General features: G+C 67.9%; 33 protein-coding genes. 19 read left to right on the top strand and 14 right to left on the bottom strand.

Features of this window, described 5'->3' with window-relative positions; translation table 11 throughout:
- Nucleotides 1–14 precede the first annotated feature (14 nt).
- The 6 genes from PSK12I2_RS0103425 to PSK12I2_RS0103400 all read left to right on the top strand — a co-directional run bounded on the left by PSK12I2_RS0103425 (nucleotide 15) and on the right by PSK12I2_RS0103400 (nucleotide 5,020).
- Nucleotides 15–902, top strand: a complete 888-nt coding sequence (locus PSK12I2_RS0103425) for a 3-keto-5-aminohexanoate cleavage protein (RefSeq protein ID WP_027597308.1) — start codon at nucleotides 15–17, stop codon at nucleotides 900–902.
- Nucleotides 899–1,843, top strand: a complete 945-nt coding sequence (locus PSK12I2_RS0103420; protein ID WP_027597307.1) for an L-carnitine dehydrogenase — start codon at nucleotides 899–901, stop codon at nucleotides 1,841–1,843. Before PSK12I2_RS0103425 ends, PSK12I2_RS0103420 begins: the two co-directional genes overlap by 4 nt.
- Nucleotides 1,844–1,853: 10 nt before the next feature.
- Entirely contained in the window at nucleotides 1,854–2,324 is a 471-nt protein-coding gene (locus PSK12I2_RS0103415) for a thioesterase family protein (RefSeq protein ID WP_027597306.1), read from the top strand.
- Nucleotides 2,325–2,360: 36 nt separating this feature from the next.
- Nucleotides 2,361–3,515, top strand: a complete 1,155-nt coding sequence (locus tag PSK12I2_RS0103410) for a gamma-butyrobetaine dioxygenase (RefSeq protein ID WP_027597305.1) — start codon at nucleotides 2,361–2,363, stop codon at nucleotides 3,513–3,515.
- Nucleotides 3,512–4,501 carry an alpha/beta hydrolase gene (locus PSK12I2_RS0103405; RefSeq protein WP_256203939.1) on the top strand — a complete coding sequence of 330 codons (990 nt, stop codon included), beginning with the start codon at nucleotides 3,512–3,514 and terminating at the stop codon, nucleotides 4,499–4,501. The genes PSK12I2_RS0103410 and PSK12I2_RS0103405 overlap by 4 nt, the downstream gene beginning before the upstream one ends.
- 267 nt (nucleotides 4,502–4,768) lie before the next feature.
- The gene (locus PSK12I2_RS0103400) at nucleotides 4,769–5,020 is read left to right on the top strand and encodes a hypothetical protein (protein ID WP_007160239.1); all 252 of its coding nucleotides are present in this window, start codon (nucleotides 4,769–4,771) and stop codon (nucleotides 5,018–5,020) included.
- Nucleotides 5,021–5,026: 6 nt separating this feature from the next.
- Here PSK12I2_RS0103400 and PSK12I2_RS0103395 read toward each other — a convergent pair whose 3' ends face one another.
- The 3 genes from PSK12I2_RS0103395 to PSK12I2_RS0103385 all read right to left on the bottom strand — a co-directional run bounded on the left by PSK12I2_RS0103395 (nucleotide 5,027) and on the right by PSK12I2_RS0103385 (nucleotide 7,888).
- Nucleotides 5,027–5,818: a phosphatase PAP2 family protein gene (locus tag PSK12I2_RS0103395; protein ID WP_027597303.1), complete on the bottom strand. Its 792-nt coding sequence runs from the start codon at nucleotides 5,816–5,818 to the stop codon at nucleotides 5,027–5,029.
- Nucleotides 5,819–5,922: 104 nt separating this feature from the next.
- Nucleotides 5,923–6,801, bottom strand: a complete 879-nt coding sequence (locus tag PSK12I2_RS0103390) for an alpha/beta fold hydrolase (protein WP_027597302.1) — start codon at nucleotides 6,799–6,801, stop codon at nucleotides 5,923–5,925.
- Nucleotide 6,802: 1 nt separating this feature from the next.
- The gene (locus PSK12I2_RS0103385) at nucleotides 6,803–7,888 is read right to left on the bottom strand and encodes a tartrate dehydrogenase (RefSeq protein WP_027597301.1); all 1,086 of its coding nucleotides are present in this window, start codon (nucleotides 7,886–7,888) and stop codon (nucleotides 6,803–6,805) included.
- Between the two features lie 105 nt (nucleotides 7,889–7,993).
- Between PSK12I2_RS0103385 and PSK12I2_RS0103380 the strand changes: the two genes are divergently transcribed.
- The 3 genes from PSK12I2_RS0103380 to PSK12I2_RS0103370 all read left to right on the top strand — a co-directional run bounded on the left by PSK12I2_RS0103380 (nucleotide 7,994) and on the right by PSK12I2_RS0103370 (nucleotide 10,436).
- Nucleotides 7,994–8,890 carry a LysR family transcriptional regulator gene (locus PSK12I2_RS0103380; protein ID WP_037007496.1) on the top strand — a complete coding sequence of 299 codons (897 nt, stop codon included), beginning with the start codon at nucleotides 7,994–7,996 and terminating at the stop codon, nucleotides 8,888–8,890.
- 74 nt (nucleotides 8,891–8,964) lie between these two features.
- Nucleotides 8,965–9,804: an AraC family transcriptional regulator gene (locus PSK12I2_RS0103375; RefSeq protein ID WP_027597299.1), complete on the top strand. Its 840-nt coding sequence runs from the start codon at nucleotides 8,965–8,967 to the stop codon at nucleotides 9,802–9,804.
- A 47-nt stretch (nucleotides 9,805–9,851) separates the two neighbouring features.
- A complete protein-coding gene (locus PSK12I2_RS0103370; protein ID WP_027597298.1) occupies nucleotides 9,852–10,436 on the top strand; it encodes a LysE family translocator in 585 nt (194 codons plus the stop codon).
- On the opposite strand, the gene PSK12I2_RS0103365 is transcribed toward PSK12I2_RS0103370, so the two are convergent.
- The 3 genes from PSK12I2_RS0103365 to PSK12I2_RS0103355 all read right to left on the bottom strand — a co-directional run bounded on the left by PSK12I2_RS0103365 (nucleotide 10,433) and on the right by PSK12I2_RS0103355 (nucleotide 12,059).
- Nucleotides 10,433–10,768, bottom strand: coding sequence for a type II toxin-antitoxin system RelE/ParE family toxin (locus tag PSK12I2_RS0103365; protein ID WP_027597297.1), 336 nt, complete (start codon nucleotides 10,766–10,768; stop codon nucleotides 10,433–10,435). The genes PSK12I2_RS0103370 and PSK12I2_RS0103365 overlap by 4 nt on opposite strands.
- Entirely contained in the window at nucleotides 10,769–11,017 is a 249-nt protein-coding gene (locus tag PSK12I2_RS0103360; protein ID WP_027597296.1) for a type II toxin-antitoxin system Phd/YefM family antitoxin, read from the bottom strand.
- Nucleotides 11,018–11,150: 133 nt separating this feature from the next.
- Nucleotides 11,151–12,059, bottom strand: coding sequence for a LysR substrate-binding domain-containing protein (locus PSK12I2_RS0103355; protein ID WP_027597295.1), 909 nt, complete (start codon nucleotides 12,057–12,059; stop codon nucleotides 11,151–11,153).
- Between the two features lie 111 nt (nucleotides 12,060–12,170).
- Between PSK12I2_RS0103355 and PSK12I2_RS0103350 the strand changes: the two genes are divergently transcribed.
- The gene (locus PSK12I2_RS0103350; RefSeq protein WP_027597294.1) at nucleotides 12,171–12,773 is read left to right on the top strand and encodes an NAD(P)H-dependent oxidoreductase; all 603 of its coding nucleotides are present in this window, start codon (nucleotides 12,171–12,173) and stop codon (nucleotides 12,771–12,773) included.
- A gap of 273 nt (nucleotides 12,774–13,046) precedes the next feature.
- On the opposite strand, the gene PSK12I2_RS0103345 is transcribed toward PSK12I2_RS0103350, so the two are convergent.
- The gene (locus tag PSK12I2_RS0103345) at nucleotides 13,047–14,027 is read right to left on the bottom strand and encodes an aldo/keto reductase (protein ID WP_007160230.1); all 981 of its coding nucleotides are present in this window, start codon (nucleotides 14,025–14,027) and stop codon (nucleotides 13,047–13,049) included.
- Nucleotides 14,028–14,145: 118 nt separating this feature from the next.
- On the opposite strand from PSK12I2_RS0103345, the gene PSK12I2_RS0103340 reads away from it, so the two are divergent.
- Nucleotides 14,146–14,574: an OsmC family protein gene (locus tag PSK12I2_RS0103340; RefSeq protein ID WP_007160229.1), complete on the top strand. Its 429-nt coding sequence runs from the start codon at nucleotides 14,146–14,148 to the stop codon at nucleotides 14,572–14,574.
- A gap of 114 nt (nucleotides 14,575–14,688) precedes the next feature.
- Nucleotides 14,689–14,817, top strand: a complete 129-nt coding sequence (locus PSK12I2_RS25175; protein ID WP_007160228.1) for a hypothetical protein — start codon at nucleotides 14,689–14,691, stop codon at nucleotides 14,815–14,817.
- Here the strand turns inward: PSK12I2_RS25175 and PSK12I2_RS0103330 are convergent.
- The 3 genes from PSK12I2_RS0103330 to PSK12I2_RS0103320 all read right to left on the bottom strand — a co-directional run bounded on the left by PSK12I2_RS0103330 (nucleotide 14,814) and on the right by PSK12I2_RS0103320 (nucleotide 15,965).
- Nucleotides 14,814–15,086: a hypothetical protein gene (locus tag PSK12I2_RS0103330; RefSeq protein ID WP_027597293.1), complete on the bottom strand. Its 273-nt coding sequence runs from the start codon at nucleotides 15,084–15,086 to the stop codon at nucleotides 14,814–14,816. The genes PSK12I2_RS25175 and PSK12I2_RS0103330 overlap by 4 nt on opposite strands.
- 163 nt (nucleotides 15,087–15,249) lie before the next feature.
- Nucleotides 15,250–15,483 carry a hypothetical protein gene (locus PSK12I2_RS0103325; RefSeq protein ID WP_037007495.1) on the bottom strand — a complete coding sequence of 78 codons (234 nt, stop codon included), beginning with the start codon at nucleotides 15,481–15,483 and terminating at the stop codon, nucleotides 15,250–15,252.
- Between the two features lie 65 nt (nucleotides 15,484–15,548).
- Entirely contained in the window at nucleotides 15,549–15,965 is a 417-nt protein-coding gene (locus tag PSK12I2_RS0103320; protein ID WP_027597291.1) for a MarR family winged helix-turn-helix transcriptional regulator, read from the bottom strand.
- Between the two features lie 54 nt (nucleotides 15,966–16,019).
- Here PSK12I2_RS0103320 and PSK12I2_RS0103315 point away from each other — a divergent pair, with 54 nt between their 5' ends.
- Both PSK12I2_RS0103315 and PSK12I2_RS0103310 read left to right on the top strand, forming a co-directional pair.
- Nucleotides 16,020–16,814: a siderophore-interacting protein gene (locus PSK12I2_RS0103315; RefSeq protein WP_084222062.1), complete on the top strand. Its 795-nt coding sequence runs from the start codon at nucleotides 16,020–16,022 to the stop codon at nucleotides 16,812–16,814.
- Nucleotides 16,811–18,157: an MFS transporter gene (locus tag PSK12I2_RS0103310; RefSeq protein WP_027597289.1), complete on the top strand. Its 1,347-nt coding sequence runs from the start codon at nucleotides 16,811–16,813 to the stop codon at nucleotides 18,155–18,157. Before PSK12I2_RS0103315 ends, PSK12I2_RS0103310 begins: the two co-directional genes overlap by 4 nt.
- Here the strand turns inward: PSK12I2_RS0103310 and PSK12I2_RS0103305 are convergent.
- Nucleotides 18,154–19,278 (bottom strand): aminopeptidase, encoded by a 1,125-nt coding sequence (locus PSK12I2_RS0103305; RefSeq protein WP_084222055.1) that lies wholly within the window; start codon nucleotides 19,276–19,278, stop codon nucleotides 18,154–18,156. The genes PSK12I2_RS0103310 and PSK12I2_RS0103305 overlap by 4 nt on opposite strands.
- Between PSK12I2_RS0103305 and PSK12I2_RS0103300 the strand changes: the two genes are divergently transcribed.
- Together PSK12I2_RS0103300 and PSK12I2_RS0103295 are read left to right on the top strand one after the other, a co-directional pair.
- Nucleotides 19,277–19,699: a hypothetical protein gene (locus PSK12I2_RS0103300; protein ID WP_007160221.1), complete on the top strand. Its 423-nt coding sequence runs from the start codon at nucleotides 19,277–19,279 to the stop codon at nucleotides 19,697–19,699. The genes PSK12I2_RS0103305 and PSK12I2_RS0103300 overlap by 2 nt on opposite strands.
- A gap of 34 nt (nucleotides 19,700–19,733) precedes the next feature.
- Complete coding sequence (locus PSK12I2_RS0103295) at nucleotides 19,734–20,168, top strand: hypothetical protein (RefSeq protein WP_027597287.1); 435 nt, start codon at nucleotides 19,734–19,736, stop codon at nucleotides 20,166–20,168.
- A gap of 42 nt (nucleotides 20,169–20,210) precedes the next feature.
- On the opposite strand, the gene PSK12I2_RS25015 is transcribed toward PSK12I2_RS0103295, so the two are convergent.
- Both PSK12I2_RS25015 and PSK12I2_RS0103285 read right to left on the bottom strand, forming a co-directional pair.
- Nucleotides 20,211–20,387, bottom strand: coding sequence for a hypothetical protein (locus tag PSK12I2_RS25015; protein WP_177324633.1), 177 nt, complete (start codon nucleotides 20,385–20,387; stop codon nucleotides 20,211–20,213).
- Between the two features lie 104 nt (nucleotides 20,388–20,491).
- Nucleotides 20,492–20,722: a DUF1161 domain-containing protein gene (locus PSK12I2_RS0103285; RefSeq protein WP_027597286.1), complete on the bottom strand. Its 231-nt coding sequence runs from the start codon at nucleotides 20,720–20,722 to the stop codon at nucleotides 20,492–20,494.
- A gap of 147 nt (nucleotides 20,723–20,869) precedes the next feature.
- On the opposite strand from PSK12I2_RS0103285, the gene PSK12I2_RS0103280 reads away from it, so the two are divergent.
- Nucleotides 20,870–21,538 carry a hypothetical protein gene (locus tag PSK12I2_RS0103280; RefSeq protein ID WP_007160217.1) on the top strand — a complete coding sequence of 223 codons (669 nt, stop codon included), beginning with the start codon at nucleotides 20,870–20,872 and terminating at the stop codon, nucleotides 21,536–21,538.
- On the opposite strand, the gene PSK12I2_RS0103275 is transcribed toward PSK12I2_RS0103280, so the two are convergent.
- Nucleotides 21,520–22,749, bottom strand: coding sequence for a nucleoside recognition domain-containing protein (locus PSK12I2_RS0103275; RefSeq protein WP_007160216.1), 1,230 nt, complete (start codon nucleotides 22,747–22,749; stop codon nucleotides 21,520–21,522). The two genes, PSK12I2_RS0103280 and PSK12I2_RS0103275, sit on opposite strands and share 19 nt — an antisense overlap.
- A 127-nt stretch (nucleotides 22,750–22,876) precedes the next feature.
- Here PSK12I2_RS0103275 and PSK12I2_RS0103270 point away from each other — a divergent pair, with 127 nt between their 5' ends.
- Both PSK12I2_RS0103270 and PSK12I2_RS0103265 read left to right on the top strand, forming a co-directional pair.
- A complete protein-coding gene (locus PSK12I2_RS0103270) occupies nucleotides 22,877–23,446 on the top strand; it encodes a DUF2780 domain-containing protein (RefSeq protein ID WP_027597285.1) in 570 nt (189 codons plus the stop codon).
- Entirely contained in the window at nucleotides 23,430–24,032 is a 603-nt protein-coding gene (locus PSK12I2_RS0103265) for a chorismate lyase (RefSeq protein ID WP_027597284.1), read from the top strand. The genes PSK12I2_RS0103270 and PSK12I2_RS0103265 overlap by 17 nt, the downstream gene beginning before the upstream one ends.

Below are 24,032 nucleotides of genomic sequence, written 5' to 3'. Positions count from 1 at the left end.
CAAGGACAGACCCCATGAACACCGATGTCATCGTCACCTGCGCCCTGACCGGCGCCGGTGATACCGTAGGCCGCAATCCCCATGTCCCCGTTACCCCGGCGCAGATCGCCGCCGCAGCCCTGGAGGCGGCCCGCGCCGGCGCCACCGTGGTGCACGCCCATGTGCGCGATCCCGCCACCGGCAAGCCGAGTCGCGACGTGGCGCTCTATCGCGAGGTGGTCGAGCGCATCCGCGAGGCGGACACCGAGATCGTCATCAACCTCACCGCCGGCATGGGCGGCGACCTGGAGATCGGCCCGGGCGAGACGCCCACCGACTTCGGCCCCGGCTCGGACCTGGTCGGCCCCCTCACCCGCCTGCTGCATGTCGAGGAATTGCGTCCGGACATCTGCACCCTGGATTGCGGCACCCTCAACTTCGGCGACGGCGACTTCATCTATGTCTCCACCCCCGCGCAACTGCGCGCCGGGGCCAGGCGCATCACCGAACTGGGGGTGAAGGCCGAGCTGGAGATCTTCGACACCGGTCACCTCTGGTTCGCCAAGCAGTTGCTCAAGGAGGGCCTGCTGAAGGATCCGCTGTTCCAGCTGTGCCTGGGCATTCCCTGGGGCGCCCCGGCCGACACCACCACCATGAAGGCCATGGTCGACAACCTGCCGGCGGGTGCCTGCTGGGCCGGCTTCGGCATCGGCCGGATGCAGATGCCCATGGCCGCCCAGGCCATGCTGCTGGGCGGCAACGTCCGCGTCGGTCTGGAGGACAATCTCTGGCTGGACCGGGGCGTCCACGCCACCAACGGCAGCCTGGTGGAGCGGGTCATCCAGATCATCGAGCGGCTGGGCGGACGCGCCCTGAGCCCGGCCGAAGGGCGGGACCGGATACAGCTGGGAGGTGCCCGATGAGCGCCGTCTTCGCCGCCCTGGGCACCGGCGTGATCGGCGCCGGCTGGATCGCCCGGGCCCTGGCCCGCGGCCTGGACGTCCGCGCCTGGGACCCGGCGCCCGGCGCCGAGGCCGCCCTGCGCACGCGCCTGGCCAATGCCTGGCCGGCCCTGGAAGCCCAGGGCCTGGCGCCCGGCGCCAGCCTGGAGCGCCTGAGCTTCCATACCGACCTGGAAGCCGCGGTGGCCACTGCCGACGTCATCCAGGAAAGCGCGCCCGAGCGTCTGGAGCTCAAGCGCGACCTCCATGCCCGGGTCAGCCGGGCAGCGAGGCCCGACGCCCTGATCTGCTCCAGCACCTCGGGTCTGCTGCCCAGTGACTTCTATGCCGACGCCCAGCACCCCGAGCGCTGCCTGGTGGGCCATCCCTTCAACCCCGTCTACCTGCTGCCGCTGGTGGAGGTGGTGGGTGGCAGCCAGACCTCGACGGCCAACCTGGAGCGCGCCGAGGCCTTCTATCGCGAGCTGGGCATGCGGCCGCTGCGGGTGCGCAAGGAGGTGCCCGGCTTCATTGCCGACCGCCTGCTCGAAGCCCTGTGGCGCGAGGCGCTGCACCTGGTCAACGACGGCGTCGCCACCACCGGCGAGATCGACGACGCCATCCGCTATGGCGCCGGCCTGCGCTGGTCGTTCATGGGCACCTTCCTCACCTACACCCTGGCTGGCGGCCCGGCGGGCATGCGCCACTTCATGCAGCAATTCGGCCCGGCACTGAAACTGCCCTGGACCTACCTGGAAGCCCCGGAGCTGACCGACGGCCTGATCGACGCCGTGGTCGAGGGCACCCAGGCCCAGCAGGGCGACCTGGAACTGGCGGCGCTGGAGCGCTATCGCGACGACTGCCTGCTGGCGGTGCAGGCGGCCATCGCCGACTGCAAGACACGCCACGGGATTCGGGACTAGGAGAAGGGTCATGCTGATCCACAGCACCACCGTCGCCCCCGAGTGGGTCGACTACAACGGCCATCTGCGCGACGCCTACTACCTGCTGATCTTCAGCCACGCCACCGACGCCCTGATGGACGCCATGGGCCTGGACGCCGCCGGCCGCGCCGCCAATGGGCACTCGCTGTTCACCCTGGAGTGCCATCTCAACTTCCTCCATGAGGTGAAGGCGGACGCCCAGCTGGAGGTGCGGGTGAGATTCCTGGCGCTGGACGCCAAGCGGCTGCACCTGCACTTCGGGCTCCATCACCAGGGGCAGACCGAGCTGCTGGCCGCCTCCGAACAACTGCTCCTGCACGTCCATCTGGACGGCCCCCGCTCCGCGCCCTTCGCGCCGCGGGTACACGACTGGCTGGCGACCCAGCTGGCGGCGCAGCGGGACGCGCCCTGGCCAGAGCACGTTGGGCGGGTCATCGGCCTGCCGCCCGCGAGAAAATGACCAACGACCCCAAGGATCCAGCGGAGTCACCCTGACATGAGCGCCATCGCCGACTTCAGTACCTATAAAGTCATCAGCCCGATAGGCAGTGCCCGAGGCGACGATACTCATGTCACCGTTCACTGGCTGGATGGCCGAACCAGTCCTTACCATCTGCTCTGGCTCAGGGACAACTGTCCCTGCTCGCGCTGTGTCTATTCCGTTACCCGCGAGCAGGTCGTCGAGATCCTGGATATTCCCGAAGACATTCAGGCCGCCCGGGTGACCCTCACGGATGACGGCAATCTGGACATCCTCTGGCAAGACGGGCATGCCAGTACCTACGACGCGGGTTGGTTGCGCGCCCACGCCTATGACGAGGAATCCCTCGCTGAACGGGAACGGCTGAAGCCGAAGAAAAGGCTCTGGGGCAGCAGCCTGGCTGTTCCAGCCTTCCATTACACCGACGTAATGGCCGACGACGCCGCGCTGCTGGCCTGGCTGCTGGCAGTGAGAGATACCGGCCTGTCCCTGATCCACGGCGTGCCTACCGAAAGCGGCGCGCTCGTCCCCGTGGCGAAACGCATCTCCTTCATCCGGGAAAGCAATTTCGGCACGCTCTTCGATGTCCAGTCCAAGGTCGATGCGGACAGCAACGCCTATACCGCCTTCAACCTCCCGCTGCATACCGATCTGCCGACCCGCGAGTTGCAACCCGGTCTGCAATTCCTGCACTGCCTGGTCAACGACGCACGCGGCGGCAGCAGCACCTTCGTTGATGGATTCAAACTGGCGGAAGTGCTCAGGGAAGAAGACCCGCAGTCCTTCGAGATCCTCACCACCCTGCCCATCGAATTCCGCAATCGGGGCAGGTCTTCTGACTATCGCTACCAGGCGCCCATCATTGCCCTGGGCGAAAACCAGGAGGTGACGGAAATCCGCATGGCGAATTTCCTGCGTGGCCCCTTCAGCACCCTGCCCGCCACCATGCCGCTGCTCTACCGCGCCTACCGTCGCTTCATCACCCTGACGCGCGACGTTCGCTTCCGCTATCGACACCGACTCGAAGCGGGTCAGCTGTGGTGTTTCGACAACAGACGCGCCCTGCATGCCAGGGATGAATTCGACCCTGCCAGCGGCGCGCGTCACTTCCAGGGCTGCTATGTCGACAGAGACGAATTGCATTCCCGGATTCGCGTGCTGCAACGATGAGCCAGCCACCGCTGTCGGCGGACATGGCCGCCTTCGTCGCGGCCAGCCAGGCCTTCGCCACGGCCGACCCGGATATCCAGGCCCAACGCCAGGCCTATACGCGCCTCTGCGCCGCCCTGGCACCGGCGGACTATCAGGGCCTGGCGGTCAGCGATCACCGCGCCGGCGACGTGCCATTGCGGTTGGTGGCGCCGCGGGAGCCCACCGCTGACCGCCCCGCCCTGCTCTATCTGCATGGCGGCGGCTGGATGCTCGGCGATCTGGATTCCCACGGCTTTCTCGCGGCGCGGCTGGCGCGGCGACTGGGGCTGGCGGTGCTGCTGGTGGACTATCGCCTGGCGCCGGAGCATCCCTATCCCGCCGCTCTGAACGATGCCCGCCAGGCCTGGGACTGGCTGCAGCAGCACGCCCCGACCCAGGGGCTGGACCCGACCCGGCTGGCGGTGGCCGGCGACAGTGCCGGCGGCAATCTCGCCGCCGCCCTGTGCCTGGCGTTGCGGCAGCAAGGGCGTGCCCAGCCCCGGGCCCAGGCGCTGATCTATCCGGCGCTGACCGCGCGGGTGCTGCCCAGCGAACGCCGGCAGGCCGCGGCGCCGTTGCTGAGCGCGGCCGACTGGCGGGCGTGTATGGAGGTCTATCTGCCTCGCCAGGCGCAGCGCCGGGAGTCTCTCGCCCTGCCCCTGGAGGCTAGCGATTGCAGTGGACTGGCGCCGGCCTTTGTCGCCGTGGCCCGGCGCGATCCCCTGGCCGACCATGGCCGCGCCTATATCGCCGCCCTGCGTGCCGGCGGGACGCCCGGTCGCCTGTGGCAAGGCGCCGGTCTGCTGCACGGCGCCCTGCGCGCCCGGGGTCGGCGGGCCGAGGCGCTGCGCGAGGCCCTGGAGCGCTTTCTCGCGGGCGAACTGGGCGCCCTGCCCCCTGCTGACCTGGCAAAAGACAAAAAAAAACCTCAACCGCTGGAGACGGAAGAGGTTCAAACGCCCTGATGGGCCTCAGTGTGTAACCGGGGGTTGCTCGGCTCTGGTGGCGAACAACCGGAAAATGTCGTTGATAGGCGCCATTCTAACCGCGAACGTCGCTATTGACCCTGCGGCAGATTGTCCGGGCATGACGTCGTAATAAACCTACATTGCCTGGCTGGCGGGCGCGGCGCTTTCCAAAAACGACATCCGGCTATGCGGCGACGCCAGCCCGGCTTGCCGTCTGCGACGCCGATGGGAGAATCCAGGCATTCCACCGGAGAGGGCAGCACCATGATGATCGCCGATTTGATCGACCAGGACGACTTCCGCGACCGCCTGCGTGCGCTGGGTTTCAACGTAACGCCCGCGGCCACTGCGGACGAGGCCTGCCGCCAGGCGGTGACGGGACTCAACCAGGAGCGCGCCCAGGCCTTGCGGCAACTGATCCAGGAATTGCTGTCCGGCAGCGCGGCGCTGCTGCCGGCGGTGCGCCAGGCCATCGACCAGCAATTGCTGCCAGCCCTGGCCCAGCCGCGCGGCTAGCAGGCGCTAGGGCCGCAGCAGACTCAGCCGACCCAGCAGCGGCAACCGGCCCAGACTCCGCAACGGCGGCGTCAGCAGGCGCTCACCCTGGCGGGCGAAGATGGCCGCCAGCGGCGTATGCAGGCCCAGGCTGATGACGGCCAGGGCCAGCGCCAGGCCGCCGATATAGTCATCCGAGCCCCAGTGGGCGCCGGCCACCAGGCGCGGCAGCATGAACAGCACGGCCAGCGCGGCCACCATCAACCGGCGTCCGCCGCGGGTGAAATGCGCCATGAACAGCGCCCAGAGCAGCAGCACCGAGGCATGGTCGCCGGGAAAGCTGGCGCCGGATCTGTCCTTCAACTCCCAGCCGTGCTCCAGTCCGGGAAAGCGATCGCTGAGCAGATAGGCGCCCGAGAGCACGTCGGACGGACTGGAATGCTGCAGGCCCCAGGCTTCGATGCCCTTGGTCAACAGCGTTCGCACGATCAGCAGGATCACCAGCAGGCCGATGAAGGCCGCCAGCGCCGGCCGTACCTGCCGGGCCGGATAGGCCCAGCCGCCACGGACCAGGAGCGCCAGCAGCACCAGGCCAACGAGGGCATCCACCGGTCTCAGGCTGAAGAAGGTCCAGAGATAGAGCCAGGCGGTGGACTGGGCCAGGGGCGCGTTGAGGGCATGGAACAACCCGGCATCGAAAGCCAGCAGTTGGCTGCGCACACCCGGAATCAGCCAGAGCAGCAACAGGCCCAGAGCCAGTCCCTGGCACAGCGCCAGGCGGCGCCACTGCCAGGTGGAAGCGAAGAGTGGAGCGTTCATCGAGGTCTCTTTTCACGAAAATTTCACGAATAGACCCGCTTGACCTCGATAACGTCACACTTTGTTACAGCCAGATGACGCAACACTCCTTTGCAGTCACCGCGTCAACCAAAGAAAGCCAGGGCCTCCTCTACCACCAGATCCGGTAGCTCTTCGGCCAGGTAATGCCCGCCCGGCAAGGCGCGGCCGCTGACCTGGGTGGCCACCTGGCGCCATTCGGCGAGGGGATCGAAGCAGCGCCCCACGGTGCCTTCCGCGCCCCAGAGTATGCGCAGCGGCAATTCCAGCCGGCGCCCGGCATCCAGATCGGCCTGGTCATGCGCCAGGTCGATCCCGGCGCTGGCGCGATAGTCCTCGCAGATACCACGGGCAGTGCCGGGCAGGCTCAGGCAGCGCAGGTATTCGGCCAGCACCTCCGGCGGAAAGGGCGCCAGGCCAGCGCTGCGGGTACCCATCACGCCCTTGAGATAGCCTTCCGGATCGGCTTCGATCAACCGCTCCGGCAGCGGCGCCGGGCGGATCAGAAAGAACCAGTGCCAGTAGGCGCGGGCGAAGGCCTCGTCGGTCTGCCGATACATGGCCAGGGTCGGCGCGATATCCAGCAGCAGCAGCCGCTCCACCGCCGCGGGATGATCCAGCGCCAGGCGATGGGCGACCCGGGCGCCGCGGTCGTGGGCCAGCACGGCGAAGCGCTCATGGCCCAGCCGGCGCATCAGCTCGACGTTGTCCCGCGCCAGGGTACGCTTGCTGTACGCCTCGGCACCCGCCTCCGGCTTGGCGCTATCGCCATAGCCGCGCAGATCGGCGGCCACCAGGGTGAAGCGCTCGGCCAGCCGCGGCGCTACCTTGTGCCACATGACCAGTGTCTGGGGATGACCGTGGAGCAGCAGCAGCGCCGGGCCCTGACCGCCGACGCGGCAATTGAGCTCGACGCCGTTGACGCTCAGCCGCCGCTGTTCGAATCCCGCGAAGAGACCGTCCATCTCAGGCCAGGGCCGCGGCGATGGCCTGCCCCAGGCTTTCGGTGGTGCCCTGGCCGCCCAGGTCGCGGGTCAGGGGCGCCTGCTCGGGACCCTGGCGCAACACCGCCTCGATGGCCGCCACCACGGCAGCGCCGGCCTCGGCATGGCCGAGGTGCTCCAGCATCATGGCGCCGCACCAGATCTGGCCGATGGGATTGGCGATACCCCGCCCGGCGATATCCGGCGCCGAGCCGTGCACCGGCTCGAACAGGCTGGGGAAGGTGCGTTCCGGATTGATGTTGGCCGAGGGCGCGATGCCGATGGTGCCGGTGCAGGCCGGACCCAGGTCGGAGAGGATGTCGCCGAACAGATTGCTGGCCACCACCACGTCGAACCAGTCCGGGTGCAGGACGAAGTTGGCGGTGAGGATGTCGATGTGGAACTTGTCCACCGCCACCTCCGGATAGGCCTTGCCCATCTCTTCCACGCGCTTGTCCCACCAGGGCATGGTGATGGCGATGCCGTTGGATTTGGTGGCCGAGGTCAGCTTCTTGCGCGGCCGCTGCTGGGCCAGGTCGAAGGCGAACTTGAGGATGCGGTCGGTGCCGTGACGGGTCATCACCGTTTCCTGGATCACCACCTCGCGTTCGGTGCCCTCGAACATGATGCCGCCGACGCTGGAATACTCACCTTCGGTGTTCTCGCGCACCACATAGAAGTCGATGTCGCCCGGCTGGCGGTTGGCCAGGGGCGCCTTGACCCCGGGCATCAGCCGGCAGGGCCGCAGGTTGACGTACTGGTCGAAGCGGCGGCGAAATTGCAGCAGCGAGCCCCAGAGGGAAATGTGGTCGGGTACCACGTCCGGCCAACCGACGGCGCCGAAATAGAGGGCGTCGTAGTCCTTGAGGGTCTCGAACCAGTCGTCCGGCAGCATCTTGCCATGGGCCTGGTAGTACTCGGCGCTGGCGAAGTCGAAGTGGTCCCACTGCAGCGAGAGTCCGAAGCGGCGGGCGGCGGCGTCCAGCACGCGGATGCCTTCGGGCATGACTTCCTTGCCGATGCCGTCTCCGGCGATGACCGCGATCTTGTGGGGCTTGGACGCTTGCATGGACGTTCTCCGGCAGTCTTGGTGAGAGGGACCCAGTGTAGTCCTGCGCCAGGGGCGTACAATCCCGCCACAGGGAAAGCCATTCTTAACCTGGGATCAAGAATCTTGTCCGCCGATGACCTCGCCTTCTTTGTCCGCCTGGCTGGCCACCCCAGCCTGACCGCCGCCGCCCGGGAACTGGGCCTGTCGCTGGCGGCCGTCAGCAAGAGACTCACCGCCCTGGAGCGCCGGCTGGGCGTGCAGCTGATCCGCCGCACCACGCGACGCCTGGACCTGACCCCGGAAGGCCTGCGCTATCTGGAAGGCGCCCGTCCGCTGCTGACTCAGCTGGAGGATCTCGAGGCCGCGGTTGGCCGACCCGATGCGCCCCTGGGTGGCGCGCTCAATCTCAACGCCACCTTTGGCTTTGGCCGCCGCCACCTGGCGCCGTTGCTGTCGGACTTCGCCCGCCGTCATCCCGAGCTGGAGCTCAACCTGCACCTTTCCAGTCATCCGGTGAATCTGCTGGACGGCCCCTTCGACCTGGACATCCGCGTCGGCGAGCCGCCGGACGCCCGGGTCATCGCCCATCGCCTGCTGGACAACCGCCGCCTGCTCTGCGCCGCCCCCAGCTACCTGGCCCGGGCCGGCGTGCCGGAAAGCGTGGCCGACCTGGCGCACCACAACTGCCTGGTGCTGCGCCAGGACGCCGGCGACTACGCCGTCTGGCGCTTCACCAAGGGCGGCCAGCATTTCGCCCAGAAGGTCCGCGGCAGCCTGAGCAGCAACGATGGCGAGGTGGTGGTGCGCCTGGCGCTGGAGGGCCACGGGCTGATCCTGAGATCGGAATGGGACGTGGCCGAGCTGATCGCCAGCGGCGCCCTGGTGCCGCTGCTGACCGATCACGAGGCATCGGCGGCGGCCATCTATGCGGTGCACCGCCAGCAGCGCCACGTGCCGCGCCGACTGTCGGAACTGATCCGCCACCTGGCACGGGAGCTGCCCGCGCGGTTGGGACGCTAGGGCTGCACGAATCTTCCAGACCGACATCAGGTCAGTAACTAGACTGAAAGGCCCGAAAGCCCCCTTCTCTCGCCATGGCCGACGATCACTGGATCCAGCTGCAGCAGGACGCCGAGACCGGCATCGAGACCCTGCGCGCCCATTTCGAGGGCCATGCCTATGACCCGCACTGGCACGACGCCTATCTGGTGGGCTACACCGAGCAGGGCCTGCAGCAATTCCACTGTCGCGGCCAGCGCCACCTGAGCACCCCCGGCCAGGTCTTTCTGCTGGAGCCCGGCGAACTGCACGACGGCCAGGCGCCGGAGGCCGAGGGCTTCACCTATTCCATGCTCTATCTCGATCCGCAGTGGCTGGCGCGCGAGCTGCAGGGCTTGCATGGCGACGGCCGGCCCCTGGGCGAACCCGGCTTCGCCCGAACCCTGGTGGAGCAGGCCGAGCTGCATCGCGCCGTAGCCTGGGCCCATGAGGTCCTGAGTCGTCCGGAATTGCGCATCGTCCGCCAGAGCGCGCTGGATGCCCTGCTGCTGCGCCTCCTGCCGCAACTGCAATGGCGCGCGCCCCAGGCCGGCGATCCGCGGCTGCCCCAGGTGGCCCTGCGCGCTCGCGACTTCCTGCATGCCCATCACCATGAAGACATCGGCCTTGAGGAGCTGGCCCGGGCCGCCGGGGTGGACAGATTCCGCCTGACTCGCGCCTTCAAGGCTGCCTTCGGCCTGGCGCCCCATGCCTATCTGGTACAGCTGCGGCTGTCGCGAGCACGCCGCCTGTTGGCCGACGGCCTGTCGCCGGCGGAGACCGCGGCCGCCCTGGGCTTCGCCGACCAGAGTCACCTGGGGCGCTGGTTCCGCCGCGCCTATGGCCTGACCCCGGCGGCCTATCGCGCGCGCTGCTCGAATCTTCCAGACCGCTAGCGGCAAGGCTTGCGACCCTGGTGGCTCAGTCCACTCGGGAGTCTCCCATGTCCCTGCTGCCCTTTCTGCTGTTCGCCCTGGTCGCCTCCATCACCCCGGGGCCGACCAATGTGCTCATCCTCGGCCACAGCGCGCGCCATGGCGCCCGAGCCAGCCTGCCGCTGGTGCTGGGCGGCAGCCTGGGCGCGGTGGCCCTGGTGCTGGTGGTGGGTTTCGGACTCGGCCAGACCCTGGCGCAACACCCCGACTGGCAGCGCGCCCTGGCCTGGGCCGGGGTGCTCTGGCTGAGTTGGCTGGCCTGGCAACTGGCCCGCGCCGGGGCGCCCGCGGTGGCGGACGATAGCGCCCGCCTCGGTTTCGGCGGCACCGCCGGATTGCAGGTGCTCAACCCCAAGAGCTGGAGCATGGCGCTGGCGGTGGTGACCGTCTATGCCGAACCCGGTGCCGATCTCTGGCACCAGGTGCTGGTGCTGGCCCTGGTGTTCCTGCTGGTGTCCGTACCCTGCCTGGGCCTCTGGGCCCTGCTCGGCCGGGTCGCGGCACATGGTCTGAAATCGACCCGCGCCTGGCGCGGCTTCAACCTGGGGATGGCGGCGCTGCTGCTCGCCTCGGCCTGGGCGACGGTGGTCTAGCGCAACAGGCAGTAGCGGATCAGCGCCTTTTCCACACTCTGCTTCTGCCTGAGTACCAGCAGCACGACCACCGCCTGTTCCGCAGCCTTGATCTCGTAGAAGACCCGGAAACCGTCATGATTGAATTCACGGTAATGCAGTACGCCCAATTCACTGGCCTGGCGGCTGACGGGAAAAGCCAGGGGCGCTGCTGACAGCTGGCTCTCGACGGCTTCGATCAGCCCGATAACCCTGGCGAGCGCCTTCTGCTGGCTGGTGTGATCGGCCAGATGATGGATCTGATCTTCCAGACTCAGGGTGGCGCACTCGGTAAACCGTAGCGTCACGTTCATTCACGCTCCTGAGAAACGCCCAGCCAGGCGATCCTTGATCTGCGCAGCGGTTTGATGCTGTCCCTCGTCATCCTCACGCGAGCTCATGGCCAGCAACTTGACCAGGGCAATGGCCTCGTCGCGGCGCTGGCGCTCCGCATAGGACTCGACGACATAGGCTGGTACCCCGTTCTGAGTAACGATCATGGGCTCGTCGAGATCCAGATTGGCCGCATGGCGCTTCAAGTAGCTGATGGTTTCGGTTTTCATCGGATGTCCTCCTGGGCCGAATGCCTGGGCTTCCCGACGGAGATGACCCAGGCAGTAATAGATTGCCCGTCAGACTACCAGTGGCACATCAGAGAACCAAATACAGACCGAATAAGGACTGGACAGTCCTAAGCTAGACCGGCGCCCCGTCGTGCGTCTGGAGACTGGCCTCCAGATGCTCCAGCCAGGCTCGCACGGCCGGCAGTTGGCCGCGACGGTGGGCGTAGGCGGCCTGCAGATGGCCACCGGGGATGGACCAGTCCGGCAACAGGCGCTGCAGGCGGCCTTCGGCCAGCTCGGCCTGGCAGTAGATCAGCGGCAGCACCGTGTAGCCGAGACCGGCCAGGGCGGCGGTCTTGCGGACACCGAAGTCGTCGATGCCCAACCGGGCCTCCAGGACCAGTTCGCGCCGTTCGCCCTGGGGGCCCACCAGACGCAGATGCACCTTGCGATCCACTTCGAGCGCGCCGAGCAGCGGCAGGCCCAGCAAGGCTTCCGGTGTATCCAGGGACCGGCCGGCGAGCAAATCGGGAGTCGCCACCAGCACCACCGCGGCCTGACGCAACCGCCGCACCACCAGCCCCGGCTCCTCGTCGGCGAGGTCCCGCACGCGCAGGGCGACGTCCACCCCTTCGTTGATGATGTCCACCCGCCGATTGACCAGCAGCATGTCCAGCTGCACCTGGGGATAACGCGCGAGGAACTGCGTCACCACCTCCGGCAGGTACTGCTGCGCCAGGGCCACCGGGCAGGACACGCGCAGCGGGCCGCGCGGTTCGCTGGACAGGCTGGCCGCCGTCTCGGCGGCGCTCTCCGCCTCGCGCAGCAGCGCCTGGCAGTGCACCAGGTAGCGCTCGCCAAGGGTGGTCAGGGTCAGGGTACGGGTGGTGCGCTGCAGCAGCCGCGCGCCCAGGCGCGTCTCCAGCTCGGCGATGCGCCGGGACAGCCGCGACTTGGGAATGCCCAGCAGCCGCCCGGCGGCGGCGAAGCCACCGGCTTCCACCACCTTGGCGAAGTAGGCGAGATCATTGAGGTCTTGCATGGACGATTGTCCTATCCATGGGACGAAGCATCGCATTCTAGGCGACTAATCAGCCGATCGTCTTATCGGTAGTCTGGGCTCATCGCGTCGAACCCTACAGGACTACCGCACATGAAACTCTTGCACATCGATTCCAGCATCCTCGGTGATCATTCCGCCTCCCGTGCCCTGACCGCCAAGGTGGTCGCCGCCCTCAAGGCCGCTACCCCCGGACTGGAGGTCAGCTACCATGACCTCGCCCACGATGCCCTGGGCGACTTCTCCGCCGCCAGCCTGACCGCCGGCGCTACCCCGGCCGAGCAGCGCAGCGCCGAACAGCGCGACGAAGCCGAGCGCAACGCCCGCGCCCTGCAGGAATTCCTCGCCGCCGATGTCCTGGTACTGGGCGCGCCCATGTACAACTTCACCATCCCGACCCAGCTCAAGGCCTGGATCGACCGCATCACCGTGGCCGGCACCACCTTCCGCTACAGCGAAGCCGGTCCGGTGGGTCTCTGTGAAGGCAAGAAGGCGATCATCGTCGCCACCGCGGGCGGCATCCATGCCGGTAAGCCGACTGGACTGGCCCATGCGGACTATCTGAAGCTGGTTTTGAGCTTTCTCGGCATCACCGATGTTCAGACCGTGTATGCCGAAGGCCTGGCCTATGGCGACGAAGCCAAGAGCGCGGCCCTGGCCAGCGCCGAACGCCAGATCGCCGAGCAGTTCGCCTGAGTTTCGCCTGAGTCTGGTCGCCCTCACCCCCAGCCCCTCTCCCTCAGGGAGAGGGGAGCTAGCGACTCCTCGCGCGTGGGCAGGGGCAGTCTGAAAAGTCGAGGTCGAAGTGAAGGGACCCTCACCCCCGGCCCCTCTCCCTGAGGGAGAGTGGAGCTAGAGCCCAGAGATCAAGCTTCGTGACGGCCTGAGCGCCGGAACTCATTCTCCGCACCATCCCGCTCTTCCCCCTCTCCCTCCGGGAGAGGGCCGGGGTGAGGGCTGCTCGTGTATTTAGCTGAACCCCACCACCGGATGCGGCACATAGGGCGCTTCCAGGGCACCGATCTCTTCTTCGCTCAGACGCAGTTCCAGCGCCGCCACCGCATCCTCCAGATGCTGCGGCTTGGACGCCCCGACGATGGGTGCGTCGATCCCGGGCTTCTGCAGCAGCCAGGCCAGGGCCACCTGGGCACGGGGTACGCCACGGGCTTCGGCGATGCGCGCCACGGCGGCGACGATCTGCCGATCGGACTCCTCACTGGCGGTATAGAGCGTCTTGCCGAAGGCGTCGCTTTCGGTGCGCGCGGTGCTGGCGTCCCAGTCGCGGGTCAGGCGGCCGCGGGCCAGCGGACTCCAGGGGATCACGCCGATGCCGGCGTCGCGGCACAGCGGCAGCATCTCCCGCTCCTCTTCGCGATTGAGCAGATTGAGGTGGTTCTGCATGGTGGCGAATTTTGTCCAGCCATGGCGTTCCGCCGTGTGCAGCGCCTTGGCGAATTGCCAGGCGTACATGCTGCTCGCACCGATGTGCAGCGCCTTGCCCGCCTTGACCACGTCGTGCAGGGCCTCCAGGGTCTCCTCGATGGGGGTGTGATAGTCCCAGCGATGGATCTGGTAGAGGTCGACATAGTCGGTGCCCAGCCGCTGCAGGCTGGCGTCGATGGCGGCGAAGATCGCCTTGCGCGACAGGCCGCCGACATTGGGCTTGTCGCGCAGCGGGAAGTACACCTTGGTCGCCAGCACGATCTCCTCGCGCACGGCGTTGGCCTTGAGAAAGCGGCCGACGATCTCTTCGCTGGTGCCGTCGGAGTAGCTGTTGGCGGTGTCGAAGAAGTTGATGCCGAGATCCAGCGCCTTCTTCAGCAGCGGCTGGCTCTGGTCTTCCGGCAGGGTCCAGGGGTGATTGCCGCGCTCGGGGACGCCATAGGTCATGCAGCCGAGGCAGAGGGGCGAGATCTTCAGACCGGTGCGGCCTAGATTGCGATAGTTCATGGGGGCCTCCAGGGATGGTCGAAAAGGGTTGACCACGTGGGTCCCGGATCGACTGCAACGAACTTACCGGCTGCCGTCTGGTTCTAGATGAATTCTCATCCACAACCGGAGACGCTCCATGAAAAAATATGCTTCCGCGGTCTGGCAAGGCGGTCTGAAGGATGGCAAGGGCCATATCTCCACCGAGAGCGGCGCGCTCAAGGACAATGCCTACGGCTTCAACACCCGTTTCGAAGACACCCCGGGCACCAATCCCGAGGAACTGATCGGCGCGGCCCATGCCGGTTGCTTCTCCATGGCCTTTTCCATGCTGCTGGGCCAGAACGGTCTGACCCCCGAGCGCATCGAGACCAAGGCCGACGTGACCCTGGACAAGGTCGGCGACGGCTTCGAGATCACCACCATCGATCTGACCATGAAGGCCAAGATCCCCGGTGCCACCCAGGAGCAGTTCACCACCATCGCCAACCAGGCGAAGGAAGGCTGCCCGGTGTCCAAGGTGCTCAAGGGCGCCAAGATCAACCTGAACGCCACGCTCGAAGGCTAAGGGTCTGAGGTGCCTGCCGGTGCCGCCTGGCATCGGCAACACCGCGTCATAAAGGCCGTTCGCAGCGACAGGCCGAATCGCTAGACTGCTCCGACCACGCTTTCGGAGAGCACGATGAACGACTCCCTCTTCATGACCCTCTTTTCCATCCTCGCCGTGTTGCTGCTGGGCGGCGGCATCTACGGCTGCGTGATCCTCAATCGCCAGCGCAAGGACATCGAGAAGAACGACAGCGAAGGCTAGGCCAGGCGCCGACCTGCCAGATAGCGCACGCCCTCGGCACCGAAGCGCTCCGAATGCGGCTCCTGGGCGGCCAGGTGGAAGACCTCGCCAACGCCATAGTGGCGCTCGCCCGTGGCCGTGCGGATGTGCAAGTCGCCCTGGACGACCAGCGCCTTGGCTTCGAAGGGATGAGCATGGGAGTCCAGGCGGCCCAGGGCCTCGCGCTCGACCAGTACCGGCGGCTGGAAGCCCTCGCGGGCGAGTTGCTCGATGAAGGTGATCTGGTCCAAGGGTGCTCCTGACGCTGAAGGGAGATGATCCGCGTCCAGGCTAAAGCACCCACCTGCGTTTGACCCGTTCAAAATCGCTATGACGGGCCCTGGTACGGACTATGACCGGCCAAGGCCGCTGGCGCGCGGCAGCCCCGGCTGGCCCGAGGTTCCACGTGGAGCATCAGCGTTCCAGCTTGCGTTCGACCTCTGCGGTCTTGCGGCTGATCTCCTCGGCTTCCTGCTCCTTGGTCTTGATATCGGTGGGCGTGATGACCTTGTCGATGCCATCGGTCGGCGTCGATTCCGGCTGTTCCATGTCCTTTTTCACCACGTCCACCGGTCGTCCCGCCTCGTCGAGCGCGGGTTCGTTGGGTGGGGTCTTGCCCAGATGGGCATCGGAACGCTGGTCGCTCATGAAGGGCTCTCCTCGGTAGGGTCCTTCTTTCGAGCGCGACGACCGCTGCGGAGTTCGCCCGCCGCTCAATTGCGGATCCGCACCCGCTCCAGATAGGCCAGCAACTGCGCCTGCTCGGTGGCGTCCAGCGGCGCGAAGACCGCTTCCAGGGCCTGGGTGCGCGGCACCTGGGCCTGGTCCAGCGCCTGGCGACCCTGCTCGGTGAGATGGACCAGCAGCGCCCGGCGATCCTGGGGATGGGGCTCGCGCCGGACCAGGCCGTCGCGTTCCAGGGCATCGAAGGCATCGGTCAGGGTACGCGGCGCATGGCGCAGCTGTTCGGCGACCTCGCCCGGACGGCAGGGGCCCAGGCGTTCCAGCACCTTGAGCACCTTGTAGCGAGCAAAGGAAAGTCCGGAGGCCTTGAGGGTCTCATCCAGTTGTTGGCGCATCTGCCGTTTCAGATCCATCAGGGCTTCGGCAATGGCGGCGGCGGTTGACATGAAAGCTGCTTACCTCGAATATAGTGAGGAACCTCAATGAATGGTACCTCCGCAATGGCGACATCTTTTCACAGCCGGGAGGGCGATGCCAGTGCCCCTCACCTTTTCCAGCGCGTGCGCTTCGACCTCAAGCGTCGCTGGGCAACCGTCGTCCGCCGCGAAGCACTCGGTGGCGACCTGCTGCGCCTGACCTTTGGCGGCAGCGACCTGGCCGATTTCCAGAGCGCAGCCTTCGACGAGCACGTGAAGCTCTTCGTCCCCGCCGACACCACGCCGATTCGCGCCGCCAGCCCCGAGCAGCTGGTGGGCCGCCACTACACGCCGCGCCACTACGATGCCGCCCGTGGCGAACTGGCCATCGACTTCTACCTGCATGAAGCCGGGGTGCTGACCACCTGGGCGCGCCAGGCGCAGCCGGGTGCCGAGCTGATCATCGGTGGACCCAAGGGCGCCCTGGTGCCGCCCGAGGATTTCGACTGGTACCTGCTGGCCGGCGACGAGACCGCCCTGCCCGCCATCGCTCGCCGCCTGGAGCAGCTGGCAGCCGGCGTCCGGGTAGTAGTCGTTGCCGAAGTGGCCCGTCCGGGCCTGGAGATCGCCCTGCCGACGGCTGCGGCCGCCGAGATCCGCTGGGTCTATCGCGAGGCCGCGGCCGAGGCCCTGGTGCAGGCCCTGGAACAGCTGGAGCTGCCGGCAGGCGAAGGCTATGCCTGGATCGCCGGTGAGGCCACCCAAGCCCGCGCCGCGCGCCAGGCGCTGCTGGCCAAGGGACTGCCGCGGGACTGGGTCAAGGCGGCCGGCTACTGGAAGCTCGGCGAGAGCGACCAGCATGTGAAGGTCGAGGATTGAGCACCGCCACCGCCGTCACCGACGGCCTGCCCCTGCCCCGCCGCTATCGCGCCGTGGCCGCCCTGCTGCTGGCCATCAGCATGACGGTGCTGGACAGCGGCATCGCCAACCTGGCGCTGCCCAGCATCGCCGAGGCTCTGGACGTCTCGGCGGCGGCGGCGGTCTGGATCGTCAGCGCCTATCAGCTGAGTCTGGTGGCCCTGCTGTTTCCCCTGGCCGCGGTGGCCGAGCGCCACGGTCTGCGGCCGGTCTTCGCAGCCGGGGTCGGGATCTTCGGCCTGGCCTCCCTGGGCTGCGCCCTGGCGCCGGATCTCGCCAGCCTGGTGGCTGCGCGGGCGCTACAGGGGGTGGGCGCCGCCGCCATCATGTGCGTCAGCGCCGGTATCGTCCGCCTCTCCTATCCGCGCGACCGCCTCGGGCGTGGCATCGCCATCAATGCCCTCTGCGTGGCCCTGGGGTCGGCTGCCGCACCCAGCCTGGGCGCCGCCATCCTGGCCCTGGGTGGCTGGCCCTGGCTGTTCGCCGTCAATGTGCCCGTGGCGGTGCTGATCGCGCTGCTGGTGCGTAACCTGCCCGACAGCCCCCGTGCACAGCGCCGCCTCGATCCCCTCAGCGTGCTGCTCAACGCCCTGCTGTTCTGCGCCGGTATCGGCGGTCTGGAGCGCCTCGGCGCTGCGCCGCTGCAGGGCTTGGGTCTGCTGCTGCTGGCCGCCGCCAGCCTGGTGCTGCTGGTGCGCCGCGAGCGCGGTCTGCCGGCGCCGCTGTTGCCGGTCGATCTGCTGGGGCTGCCGGCCATGCGCCATTCGGTGCTGGCCTCGGTCTGCTCCTTTGCCGCGCAGATGCTCTGCTTTCTCGCCCTGCCCTTCTATCTGCAGCACCAGCTCGGACTGGTGCCCTTGCAGGTGGCCCTGCTGATGCTGGCCTGGCCGCTCACCGTGGCCGTCTCGGCGCAGGTGGCCGGGCGCCTGGCCGACCGCCACCCGCCGCAGCGGCTGTGCATGCTTGGCGGCCTGGGCATCGCCCTGGGGCTGGCCGCGGCGGCGATCATGCCGCTGGAGCGCTCGACCGCCTTGCTGATTCCCTGCCTGATCGTGGGTGGCATCGGCTTCGGCTTCTTCCAGGTGCCCAACAACAGGATCATGCTGACCGCCGCCCCGGCCGGTCGCAATGGCGCCACCGGCGGTGTCCAGGCCACGGCGCGGCAGACCGGCATGGCCCTGGGCGCCGCGGCCCTGGCGCTGCTGCTGCATCTGGATGGCAGCCTGGCCCCGCGGCTGGGACTGGCCCTGGCGGCGGCTCTGGGGCTGGTCGCCGCCTGGTCCAACTGGCGGGCGCCGCGCTAGGACTGGGGGCCTGTTTCCGGCCCGAGCAGCGCCCTGAGCGCCTGCTCGCGTTCGGCCGCCGGGCGCTCGCCCAGCAGCCGGACCCGGTGAAAGAAGGCCGGCCAGTTGCCCGGGTGCTGTCGATAGAGGGCGGCAAAGGCCGGCACCCACTGTTCGTACAGGCCATAGGGCACCAGCCGCGCATTGTTGAGCGGCTGCTGCATCCAGCCATCGAAGCGGCGGTCGTCCCGCCAGGCCGGGGTGGCGCGCAGCCGCTGGTAATCGCTGCGCAACTGCGCGAAGCGGCGGGCCTTGGCCGCGCGCTTGGCCTCGGCCGTCAATGGCTGGGCATAGAGCCGGGCCAGGTCGGCGCGGGTGGTCAGCAGCAGGGCGCGGAATTGCTGGTAGCGGGCTTCGCGCCCCGCATCCGGCGGGGGTAGACCGCGACTGGCGCGCCATTGCCGCAGGCCTTCGCCCTCGACGAAGGTGGCATAGGACTCGTTGAAGGCGGTATCGCCGGGCAGATAGAAGCGCTGGTGCGCCAGTTCGTGGAAGATCGTCGCCGCCACCTGATCGTCGTCCCAGCGCAGCATGCTGCTGAGCAGCGGATCGCTGAACCAGCCCAGCGTCGAATAGGCCGGCACGCCACCGACATAGGTGTCCTGGCCCTCGGCCTGCAGCCGCTGCGCCTCGGCCCGCGCCCGGGCTTCCTGGTAGTAGCCGCGATAGGCCACGCAACCGGCGATGGGAAAGCAGTGGGTGGTGGGCCGGGTGGAGAATTCGGCGGTGGCGAAGACGTTCCACAGCACGAAGGGCCGCTTGAGTTCGACAAAACTGCGATAGCTGGCGTTGTCGGGCAAGGCCAGCTCGGCGCTGGCGAAGCGGCGAGCCGCCGCCGCGGCAGCCAGGCGTTCGCGCAGGACGGCGGGTCGCGCGGGATCTGCGACGACCGTCGCAATGGGCTCGCGATCACGGATCAGCGCCCATTGGCCCTGTACCATCTGACCGTAGTACCCGACCGAGGTACAACCGCTCAGTCCGATCACGAGGGACAGCAGCGCCAGCCAACGGCTCGTGCGTTGCGCAGGCAGGGTGCCTGGCTGGGTGGCGCGCCCTTCCCTGCCCGGAGTTGTAGCCGTCATGCGTAGACTGTGCCTGCTGTTGCCTGTGCTGTTCCTAGGTGGCTGTTCCCTGTGGCCGTTGCCCAAGCCGGATCCGGCGCAGGCCTGGATCGATCTGGACAGCGACGGCAAGGCCAAGCTGGAAGCCCTGCGCGCCGACCGCAAGGATCTCGAAGACAGGCGCTACTTCCAGGTCTGGCCGGGGAGCCACGATCTGCAGGTACGCTACCAGTTCGAGGTGCAGCCCACCAACATCGGCGCCCAGGTGGCCGATCCGCTGGCGCGCACCTGCCTGGTGACCCTCAACTACAAGGCCTTCGCCGCGGGCGAGCGCTATCGCCTGGAAGCCGGCCAGACCGGCTGGCGGCCCTGGGCGCGCCTCTATGACGAGCGCAACCAGGAAGTGGCGCGCAGCACTGCCAGTCGTTGCGGCGACGTGTAGACTCGGCTGATCTCCCTGTCGCGAGTCGCCGTCCATGCGTCTGCGCCTGCTGGTCCCCCTGCTGCTCCTGCTCGGCGGCTGCACCACGCCGCTGCCCCCCAAGGATCCCCACCAGGCGTGGGTCGATCTGGTGCTGCGCGAACCCGCGGTGGGCGCCTCGCTGCTGGCCGAGGCCCAGGACGGCAAGCGTCTCGACGACGGCCGCTACTTCCAGCTCATCCCCGGCAGCCACAGCCTCAAGGTGAGCTATCGCTACGAACTCTATGGCGGCGGTGGCTTCGGTTCGCGCTTCGGCTGGCGCGAACCGCTGCAGATCCAGTGCTATCTGGAACTGGACTACCCAGACTTCCAGGCCGGCCGGCGCTATCGCCTGGAGGCCGAGAACACCTTTGGCCAGGGTCAGATCACCCTCTACGACGGCGCGCGCGAACTGGTGAGTTCCGAGCGCGGCATCTGCTCGCCCTTCTGACCACGGCTGGCAGAGCGGCCGGCACGGTCGGGCGAAGGGCTACTAGGCAGGCACGCTGAGCCAGTCGTCCTGGCTGCGATCCTGGGTGCGGACCGTCAGCGGGCGGCCCTTCTGCTCGCGCAGCTGGCGACTCATGCGCAGGAAATCCTCGCGTTCCATCCAGCGCGGCGCGGGCTGGGCAAGGGACAGAGCGTGGCGAATCCGGGCGAACGGCGACATGGCATTACCCTCTTGGCTAAATACTGTATGCGCAAACAGTACTAAGCCAAGCGGAACTGTACAAGCATCCAGCGGATGAACGGTCTGTCCCCCGGTCCGGGGGTTCAGTCGTTGCGCTGGTAGAGGATCTTGTAGGTCCCGTTGGCGCAGCTGCCCACCACCATGTTGGGATCGCGCACCTCGGCATTGGGGACGGCCTCGAGGGTATAGGCGGTCACCCCGGCCGACTGGATCTTGACCTCGATGTCGGCCTTGAGCTGATCGCAGGACAGGGGTTCGGCCAGCACGGCAGTGCTCAGCAGGGTGGTGCAGCAGAGGAGCGATAGACGCAGCATGGCGGTTTTCCTTGGCGTGATGACCTCTCAGGCTTGGACGCCCGCGCTGTGGCGATGTTCTCAGCGCGGCCCTTTGGCCAGCGAAGCGGTGGAACCTGGAACCCGAACGGTATTTCCGATGGTCATTCCGTTCAGCGAAGTGCTCCCATGTTCCAGTGGTTGAAAGACAATTCCCAGGTCCTCACGCTCTTCGCCCAGTGCTGCACCCTGGGCGTCTGGGTGCTCTATGCGCAGCTCCTGCTCAACAACTACAAGCGCCAGCGCCAGCCGCGGCTGATCATCAACCGCGGCGCCGGCAAGGGCGTGGGCGCCCTCTGCCTGCTGTCCAACATGAGCGCCGAGCCGGTGTTCATCAACCAGCTCACGGTGATCCTCAAGACCAATCGCGAGACGCTCTACACGGATGTCACCGATATCCGCGAGAGTGGCCAGGATGACGTCGATCCCGATCTGGTGCTGGGCCAGGCCACCCACCAGGGACCGCTCAACACTGGCGACTTCACCCACATCGGCACCTTCCAGGGCCTGATTCGCCGCGCCGCCGAGTACAACGGCCTGACCCTGGAAGACCACCGGCCGCCCGAGGGCTGGGTGTTCGAGGGCCTGGAGATCCGCGCGGTGGCCTTCTACGGCTCGGACCACGACCCCATCGGGGTGCGCCGGCGCTTCCGCCTGGGCCAGCACGACGGCCACTACTGCGCGCTGATCGCCGAGGACTGGCAGACCCAGCAGCTGACCACGCGCCGCCAGCGGCGCATGGTGCAGGACGAGTGGATGGTCGAGCTGGAGCCCAAGGCTCAGCCAAAGAACCAGTAGCAGATCAGGATCGAGGCCGTGACCCCGGTGAATTCCGCCAGCAGGGCGCAGCCCACCGCATGGCGGGCGCGCTGGATGCCCACCGCGCCGAAATACACCGCCAGCACATAGAAGGTGGTCTCGGTACTGCCCTGGATGGTCGCCGCCACCAGTGCTGGAAAGCTGTCCACGCCGTGGGTCTGCATGGTCTCGATCAGCAGGGCGCGGGCGGCGCTGCCGGAGAAGGGCTTGACCAGGGCGGTGGGTAGCGCCTCGACGAAGCGGGTGTCCCAGCCAAGGAAGGTCACCGCATGGCGGATGCCTTCGAGAACGGCCTCCAGGGCGCCGGAAGCGCGCAGCACCCCCACCGCACAGAGCATGGCGACCAGATAGGGCAGCAGCGACTTGGCGACGTCGAAGCCTTCCTTGGCGCCTTCGACGAAGGCTTCGTAGACCGGCACCTTGCGCAGGGCGCCAAGGATCATGAACGCCAGGATGATGCCGAACAGGGTCAGGTTGCCGAGCAGCGAGGACAACCCGGCCAGCGCCGTGGCGGTCAGGGTGAAGAGAAAGGCGACGAAGGCGCCGAAGGCCAGGGCGCCGCCGCCGATCCAGGCCAGCACCACCGGATCCCAGAGTTTCAGCCGCTGCATGAAGGCCACCGAGAACAGCCCCACCAGGTTGGCGCAGGTGTGGGCCAGCAGGATCGGCAGGAACACCAGGGTCGGATCGGTGGCGCCCTGCTGGGCGCGGTACATGAACACCGTCACCGGCAACAGCGTCAGCGAAGAGGCATTGAGCACCAGGAAGAGGATCTGCGCATTGCTCGCCGTGGTGCTGCTGGGATTGAGCTCCTGCAGGGCGCGCATGGCCTTGAGGCCGATGGGCGTGGCGGCGTTGTCCAGACCCAGGCCGTTGGCGGCGAAGTTGAGGGTGATCAGCCCCAGCGCCGGATGGCCGCGCGGCACCTCGGGCATCAGCCGGGCGAACAGCGGCCCGAGCAGCCGCGCCAGGGCGTCCACCAGCCCGGCCTTTTCGGCGATGCGCAGGATGCCGAGCCAGAGGGTCAGGGTGCCGAACAGGAGCACCATGACCTCCACCGACAGCTTGGCCATGGCGAACAGACTCTCCACCATGGCGGCGAAGACTCCGGCGTTGCCGGCGACCAGCCATTGGCCGAAGGCGCTGATCCCGGCAACGATGAAGAAGCCCAGCCACAACCCGTTGAGCATCGCGGTTCTCCCGGCAAAACGGCGATGATAACCGCAGCGTCCGCTCCCTGCAGGGACGCCGTTCAGTCTGTGGTCATCGCCGCCGGGTTATCCTCTGACCTTTCACGCAACCCGCTGGAGTCCGCCCATGCGTCTGTCCGTTCTCGCCCTGCCGCTGGTGCTCGCCGCCAGCCCGGTGTTCGCCTTCAACCTCAACGACGCCGTCAACGCCTACAACAGCGCCAACGGCAACAACAACGCCAAGGCCACCGCCGCCGCGGCGGCCACGCCCCAGGCCCAAGGCCTGCTGCAGGCGCTGACCAGCCAGCTCAACGTCACCCCGCAACAGGCGGTGGGCGGCACCGGCGCCCTGCTCGGCCTGGCCAAGAATCAGCTGGTGGGCAACGACTATCGCCAGCTGGCCAAGGCCGTGCCGGGACTGGACCAACTGGCCGGCGCCAATGCCACCGGCGGCCTGGCGCAACTGGGCGGCCTGGGCAGTCTGCTCGGCGGTGGTGGTCAGGACGCCAAGCAGAGTCCGCTGGGCAGCCTGCTGGGCAATGTCGACAGCCGCCAGGACGTCGACAAGACCTTCAACGCCCTGGGCATGAACAGCGGCATGACCAGCCAGTTCGCCCAGGTGATCCTCGGCTATCTCGGCAAGCAAGGTACCCAGCCCTCCCTGCTGAGCACCCTGGGCAATGTCTGGGGCCTGTGACGGCGCCCCGCGCTGGCGGACCCAGGCGGCGGCCGGCGCGGAGCCGGATCATTCCGAGGCGCCGTGCGGCTGGCTCTATGCCGACCGCGGCTCCCTCACCGAACGCCTGACCGCCCTCAGTGGCGGGCGCTTCGCCGTCGAGGTGATCGCCGAAGGCTGGCAAGCGCTGCGGCCGGACGAGTGCCAGGCGCTGGAGGTGCCGCCAGCCAGCCCTGGCTGGGTGCGCGAGGTCTGGCTGCGCGGTGCCGGCGAGGCCTGGGTCTTCGCCCGCAGCGTGGCGGCGCGCGAAGCCCTGGAAGCGGCGGATTTCGACCTGGCGGCGCTGGGCGAGCGCCCCCTCGGCCACTGGCTGTTCCAGGCGCCGGCCTTTGTCCGCGGACCACTGGAGGCCTGTCGCTATCCGCTGGCCTGGTTGCCCGCAGGAGCGGCCACCACGCCCTGCTGGGCCCGGCGCTCGGTGTTCCGGCGCGGTCCCCTGGCGATCCTGGTGGGCGAGGTCTTCCTGCCGGCCTTCTGGCCGCACGCGCGGCGCGAGGGCGGGTCGACTCATCACGACGGCAGCGGCGAAATCCCAGGGCCCCTATAA

It is taken from the genome of Pseudomonas sp. MOIL14HWK12:I2 (genome assembly GCF_000510745.1).
Classification (GTDB): Bacteria; Pseudomonadota; Gammaproteobacteria; order Pseudomonadales; family Pseudomonadaceae; genus Chryseomonas; species Chryseomonas oryzihabitans.
This window is presented reverse-complemented; position numbering and strand designations above follow the sequence as displayed.